This is a genomic window from Peribacillus sp. P4_C12 (assembly GCF_056402095.1).
Genome location: NZ_JBFUIB010000235.1, coordinates 1 through 5,781 on the forward strand (window position 1 = coordinate 1; position 5,781 = coordinate 5,781).

Sequence of the window (5,781 nt, forward strand, 5' to 3'; positions counted from 1 at the left end):
CCCCTTTTGTCTACAAACTGAAACCTTGGCAAATCTGCCAAGGTTTTTTTTATTGTGTAGGATCACCATAATTTAAATCCTTTTGATCCCGGTGGTGCATTTTGGAGAATATCAATAAACGGAATTGTATACGCAAAGAGAATGAGTGCTGCAGTTATTCCAAGCCATAATTTCCAATTTTCAAAAATGAGTGGCGTTTTTTCGGCCTTATCAGTAACTTCACCAACAGGGAACTCTTCGTTGCCTTTTGGAGCAAAGAAGGCTACCTGTATAAAAATAATGATATATAAAATAATCCCGATAAAGAGTATGGTTCCACCTACAGCTTGGGCGATTTGATAAGGAATCCAATCAAGTGCCTGTGTGGAATCTCCATAAGTGGAGTACGAAGAGCGGCGAGGTGCTCCTAGCAATCCAGCGATATGCATAGCCCCAGACATAAAGGACATCCCAATTGCCCAAAAGACCCCTTGAATAATCGCTAATTTATTTAATTTTTTTGTTAAGGTGCGTCCAGTTAAATGGGGAACGAGCCAATATGAAATCCCAAAGAAAGTTAGGATTACGGAAGTCGCCAACGTTAAATGAAAATGTCCTGTAACCCAAATAGTATTATGGACAACCTGGTTTAATTGGTTTGAGGCATTGACTAATCCTCCGGCACCTGCTGGTATGAAAGCCGCCATTCCGATAAAAGGAACCGTAAAACGCGCATCTCCCCAAGGAAGCATCTTAAACCAACCGAATATCCCTTGGGCACCCTGAGAACGTCCGTATTGTTCAAAAGATCCGAATAAAGAAAAGGCAGTCATTAAAGATGGAACAACGACTAAGAAGGTTAAAATCACTTGTAAAAACTTCCAGATAGGATCGATACCGGGTTCTAGCAATTGGTGATGAAGTCCAACAGGAATAGAGAAAAGCAGGAAAAGAATAAAAGACATTCGAGCCAATGAATCTGAAAAAATTTTCCCGCCAATGACTTTAGGAATCACTACATACCAGCACATATAAGCTGGTAGCAACCAAAAATATACGAGCGGATGACCGAAATACCAAAATAAAGTTCGGCTTGCTAAAACGTTAATAGAATCCACCCAGCCTAATGACCATGGGAGAATTTGAAATAACACGGTAGCTGCCACTCCGATAGTAGCAACAATCCAAAGTAGAGTATTTACAACCGCCATAAAACTTAATAAGGGGCTTGCTTGGCCGCGATTGTTTTTCTTCCACTTGCGGTATGCCGCTATAAGGGCTCCACCACTAATCCAGCTGCCAACGATCACAAGTGTTAAGCCACCATAGAAAATAGGATGCGCTTGAAGAGGTGCATAAAAAGTATAAAGGACAGATGCTTCATTTAATAAAACCATAACAGCGGCCATAACAGTGCCGAGTGTCATTGTCCAAAAACCAATCCAGCCTGTAATTCTGGAAGGGGTGGACAATGGACCGATTGTTTTACTAACTGCTGATAGCTGAAATCCTATGATAAAGAAAGTTGTTAGCACCAGAGCAAGTAAAACTCCGTGAACCGTAAGTAATTGATAATACGTTATACCGGCAGGTAATTCCATTCTGCCTGAGCGAACCAAAGTTTGAAGTAATCCTGCAAATCCTCCAAGTGCTAAAGCAATAATGGCTACATAGAAATGAGCCATGGATAGTTTTGCATCCAGTGGGTGAACTTTTTCATTTTCAGCCGTTTTTTTCATTTTGAAACCACCTCGATACGGGAGCTCATCATGTGGTGACCAACCCCGCAATATTCATTGCAAATAATCAAATTTTCTCCTTCATTATTAAATCTAGTGGTATATTCACTGACGAATCCAGGTTCAAGCATCATATTAACGTTAGTCCCAGCTATCTCAAAGCCATGGATAACATCCTTTGATGTTGCGATAACCTTGACAGTTGAACCTTTAGGGATCTCCACTTTTGCAGGACTGTACGAAAAGGCAGAAGCTACAAACACTAATTCATAGTCCCAATCTTTTCCTGTGACTTCATATAGGCCAGGGGCATTAAATGGAGCAGTGACCTCCACTTTTTCAGGATCAATTGTAACTAAACAGCTGGGAGGTTGATTCCCTAGATAGAAAGCACTAACCCCAAGCACTGTCAAGAATACTAGCAGGGCTACTGTACCGAAAATCAACCAAACCTTTTCAAACTTGTGCATGTGCATTATTTCTCCTCCTCAATTAGCCTAAACGATTTACAAAAATAAAATAGATGCTGACCCATACAATAATTAGAATAATTCCTAGTATTAAAACAGAAGCAAGTGTACCTTTTAAATTAGAAGTCTCTTTTGTTTGTGATTTGTTCTTAAGTTTAGGTACGGCCATCGTTTTCACTCCTTTCTAATTCCCTAAAAGACATGAGTACATGTTCATCATACAAAAGTAATGGTAAATTAGAATCCACTTTTTCTCTTTTCACAATTTGTTCAATCGTTACTTTTATAAGTTCGATATAGTGTAAAGTTGAAGTAAGTATAAAAATTTGCTTTTGATTGTGTATCAAGTTGTGAAAAAATTGTGAAGATTATATAGTCTGGATTTTTTCACACATAGATGGTAGGAAAAAATCCTATGAAACGATCAGTCAATTTCTAAATTTTCTAAAAATACGAATGATCATTTATTTTTTAAAGTGAAAGTTCGGTTTTTGTTAAAAATACCTTTTCAAATAGAGAAAGCGTTGTTATAATTCATATATTACAAAAATATAAAGTTTCACTCGTATAATAGCAGGGATATGGCCTGCAAGTTTCTACCGAATTACCGTAAATAATTCGACTATGGGTGAGTAATAGATCTTGTCGCACAATGAAAGGGTTTTGTTGAGTCCTTTTTCATTTAGGCCCGAGAAATATTGCCTCACTCTAAAAAAAGTGCTGCAATGTTTCTTGGGCTTTTTATTTGTCGGGAAACATCTGCATGACTATGGGTTAAATAAACATCCAAGATTGGGAGGAACCTTCATGCAACTTTTAAAGGAAAAAATCTTGTCCGAGGGTCAAGCTTTATCAGAAGATATTTTAAAAGTAGATTCATTCTTAAACCACCAAATGGATCCTATCCTGATGAAAGAAATCGGTAAGGAATTTGTGAAACGTTTTGAACAGAAGGAAATAACAAAAGTACTGACGATTGAATCTTCAGGGATTGGACCTGGACTGATGGCGGCCTTAGAATTAGAAGTTCCGCTAATTTTTGCACGTAAACGTAAATCACTGACTTTGACTGAAGGTTTAGTGACAGCAACTGTTCATTCCTATACTAAACAAGAAACGAATACAATTACGGTGTCCGATAAATATATTGAAGCAGGAGATAAGGTATTGATCATCGATGACTTTCTTGCAGTTGGTCAAGCAGCCCGAGGTTTGGCGGATATTTGTAACCAAGTTGGAGCAGAAGTGGCTGGTATTGGGATTGTAATTGAGAAAGCTTTCCAAAGTGGTGGAAAGGATCTCAGAGAACAAGGCTTCCAGGTGGAATCTCTAGCTCGAATCGCAAAGTTGAAATTCGGCGAGATAACATTCGCTGAGGAACAGGAAGGGGCAACAGTAAATGTCTAACCAATCACCAATAAAAGTTGCTTCTTTAGGATTACAACATGTACTTGCGATGTATGCAGGTGCGATTGTTGTTCCCCTGATAGTCGGTGGGGCGTTGGGTTTAACGGCAGCTCAGTTAACTTATTTAGTATCGATTGATATTTTAATGTGTGGTATAGCAACCTTATTACAAGTGTGGAAAAATAAATTCTTTGGAATTGGGCTGCCAGTCGTTCTTGGCTGCACATTCACAGCAGTTAGCCCAATGATTGCGGTTGGTACCCAATATGGAGTCACTACCATTTATGGAGCCATTTTGGTCTCAGGATTGATTGTGGTTATAATAAGTAAGTTTTTTGGTAAGTTGGCAAGATTTTTCCCTCCTGTTGTTACAGGATCAGTAGTTATGATTATCGGAATCACTCTCATTCCAGTTGCGATTAACAATCTGGGGGGCGGCCAAGGTGCAGCTGATTTCGGTGCCTTGAATAATGTGGGTCTTGGTTTTGGAACATTGTTATTTATCATTTTTATGTATAAATTCTCAACGGGATTTGTTCGTTCTATTTCTATTTTATTAGGTTTACTAGTCGGAACATTTGTAGCTTTCTTCCTGGGTAAAGTGGATTTTAGCTCAGTAGCAAGTGCTACTTGGTTGCATTTACCTCATTTTTTCTACTTTGGAACTCCGACATTTAACATTACAGCTATTATTACAATGACATTGGTGGCAATAGTTAGCTTAGTGGAATCAACAGGTGTTTATTATGCATTAGGGGAAATTACAGATAAAGAGATTTCAGAAGATGACCTAGCACGTGGATATCGTTCTGAGGGGATTGCGATCATGCTAGGCGGTTTGTTTAATGCATTTCCTTATACGGCATTTTCACAAAATGTCGGTCTTATTCAATTGTCCGGTATTAAGACAAGAAATGTCATATATACAGCAGCTGGCATGCTTATTTTGATAGGATTTGTTCCTAAAATTGGTGCGTTCACAACCATTATTCCTTCATCTGTATTAGGCGGAGCAATGGTAGCCATGTTCGGAATGGTTATTGCAGCAGGAATTAAAATGTTAAGCAAAGTAGACTTTGCTTCCCAAGAAAATTTATTGATTATCGCATGTTCAGTAGGTATGGGACTTGGGGTAACGGTTGTTCCTGAGCTATTTGCTCAAATTCCAGAAAGTATCCAAATTTTAACGGATAACGGAATTGTGGCAGGAAGTTTGACTGCTATTTTCTTGAATATTGTTTTCAATATCGTTCCTGCAAACGGGAAAGTGAAAGAAGCACGTATCGAAGGACGGAAAGTAGCCTAAATAGTTTCGAAAAAGCTGATAGATTTATACCTTAGAGTAAACTGCCTCAAACGCACAGATATTTTTGCGTTTGAGGCAGTATTTTTTTATTCTGATTGGTTATTAAAACATTACCGGATTGAAAGAAAGCCCTCCAGAGAATTCTAATTATAATGAAAAAAAGATTTAACAGATAAAAGGAAACTCTCTTCACTTTTTGAATATATTGATAGTATCTATACAAGAAAGTAAGTGATAGAGATGGAAAAAAAATATTGTATTCATTGTCGAACTATATTAAATCAGGAATTTAGATGCCGTGTGTGCGGAAAAGAGGAATTTCAAAATATCATTATACAAGTACAAAACCAATCCTCAATAAAGAAGGAAGAATGAAGGCCCCCCTTACCGCTTGTGAAGGTAAGGGGGGTTTTATGTTTAAAAACTACATTTCAATCATCAAGATAAAAATGAATCTTATGGGTCCCATTCAGTATAATCGGGAAAATGATTACTTGATTAAAGCCGTATATTTGACCGACAAGAACGGTTGGAGGGGTAATATCCATAATTAAGGATGCTGCTATATTAACAGCTAGCATATTGCCAAGCTCAGTGCAAATGAGTCAAGCATTTCTCCTTCTAGAGGGATACCAAACATGGCTCGACTATTTTACTCATGCATCCACTAGTTCCTCAATGAAAAACCTTCCTCGGAAATCAACTGTCATGCCAATTCGCACGCTGATGGTTTCCTGTTCGAAGGCTGATTAGAAAAAAGAGAAGGTTTTGAATATCTTATCAAATATATAGTTTTTTTTACCTATTTTATAAAATGAAAAAAACAAAATATTTATAAAAAACATATATATATCACTATTTATCGTTAAAGCATTAAATG

The 5,781-nt window shown here is 37.7% G+C and carries 6 protein-coding genes and 1 riboswitch; of the genes, 2 read left to right on the top strand and 4 right to left on the bottom strand.

Annotated elements, in window-relative coordinates; all coding sequences use genetic code 11:
* Positions 1 to 62 precede the first annotated feature (62 nt).
* Genes AC1DUW_RS19775 through AC1DUW_RS19785 form a run of 3 tightly spaced genes read right to left on the bottom strand, consistent with a single transcriptional unit; the run spans position 63 to position 2,357 of the window.
* The gene (locus tag AC1DUW_RS19775; protein ID WP_477643265.1) at positions 63 to 1,718 is read right to left on the bottom strand and encodes a b(o/a)3-type cytochrome-c oxidase subunit 1; all 1,656 of its coding nucleotides are present in this window, start codon (positions 1,716 to 1,718) and stop codon (positions 63 to 65) included.
* The gene (locus AC1DUW_RS19780; RefSeq protein WP_053346728.1) at positions 1,715 to 2,194 is read right to left on the bottom strand and encodes a cytochrome c oxidase subunit II; all 480 of its coding nucleotides are present in this window, start codon (positions 2,192 to 2,194) and stop codon (positions 1,715 to 1,717) included. The genes AC1DUW_RS19775 and AC1DUW_RS19780 overlap by 4 nt, the downstream gene beginning before the upstream one ends.
* 16 nt (positions 2,195 to 2,210) lie before the next feature.
* Positions 2,211 to 2,357, bottom strand: a complete 147-nt coding sequence (locus AC1DUW_RS19785; protein WP_053346727.1) for a hypothetical protein — start codon at positions 2,355 to 2,357, stop codon at positions 2,211 to 2,213.
* A gap of 374 nt (positions 2,358 to 2,731) precedes the next feature.
* A riboswitch (purine riboswitch) is annotated at positions 2,732 to 2,833 on the top strand.
* A 162-nt stretch (positions 2,834 to 2,995) separates the two neighbouring features.
* On the opposite strand from AC1DUW_RS19785, the gene AC1DUW_RS19790 reads away from it, so the two are divergent.
* Together AC1DUW_RS19790 and AC1DUW_RS19795 are read left to right on the top strand one after the other, a co-directional pair.
* Complete coding sequence (locus AC1DUW_RS19790) at positions 2,996 to 3,595, top strand: xanthine phosphoribosyltransferase (RefSeq protein ID WP_053346726.1); 600 nt, start codon at positions 2,996 to 2,998, stop codon at positions 3,593 to 3,595.
* Positions 3,588 to 4,901 carry a nucleobase:cation symporter-2 family protein gene (locus AC1DUW_RS19795; protein WP_053346725.1) on the top strand — a complete coding sequence of 438 codons (1,314 nt, stop codon included), beginning with the start codon at positions 3,588 to 3,590 and terminating at the stop codon, positions 4,899 to 4,901. The genes AC1DUW_RS19790 and AC1DUW_RS19795 overlap by 8 nt, the downstream gene beginning before the upstream one ends.
* 431 nt (positions 4,902 to 5,332) lie before the next feature.
* On the opposite strand, the gene AC1DUW_RS19800 is transcribed toward AC1DUW_RS19795, so the two are convergent.
* A complete protein-coding gene (locus AC1DUW_RS19800; protein WP_477643266.1) occupies positions 5,333 to 5,482 on the bottom strand; it encodes a hypothetical protein in 150 nt (49 codons plus the stop codon).
* Between the last annotated feature and the right edge of the window lie 299 nt (positions 5,483 to 5,781).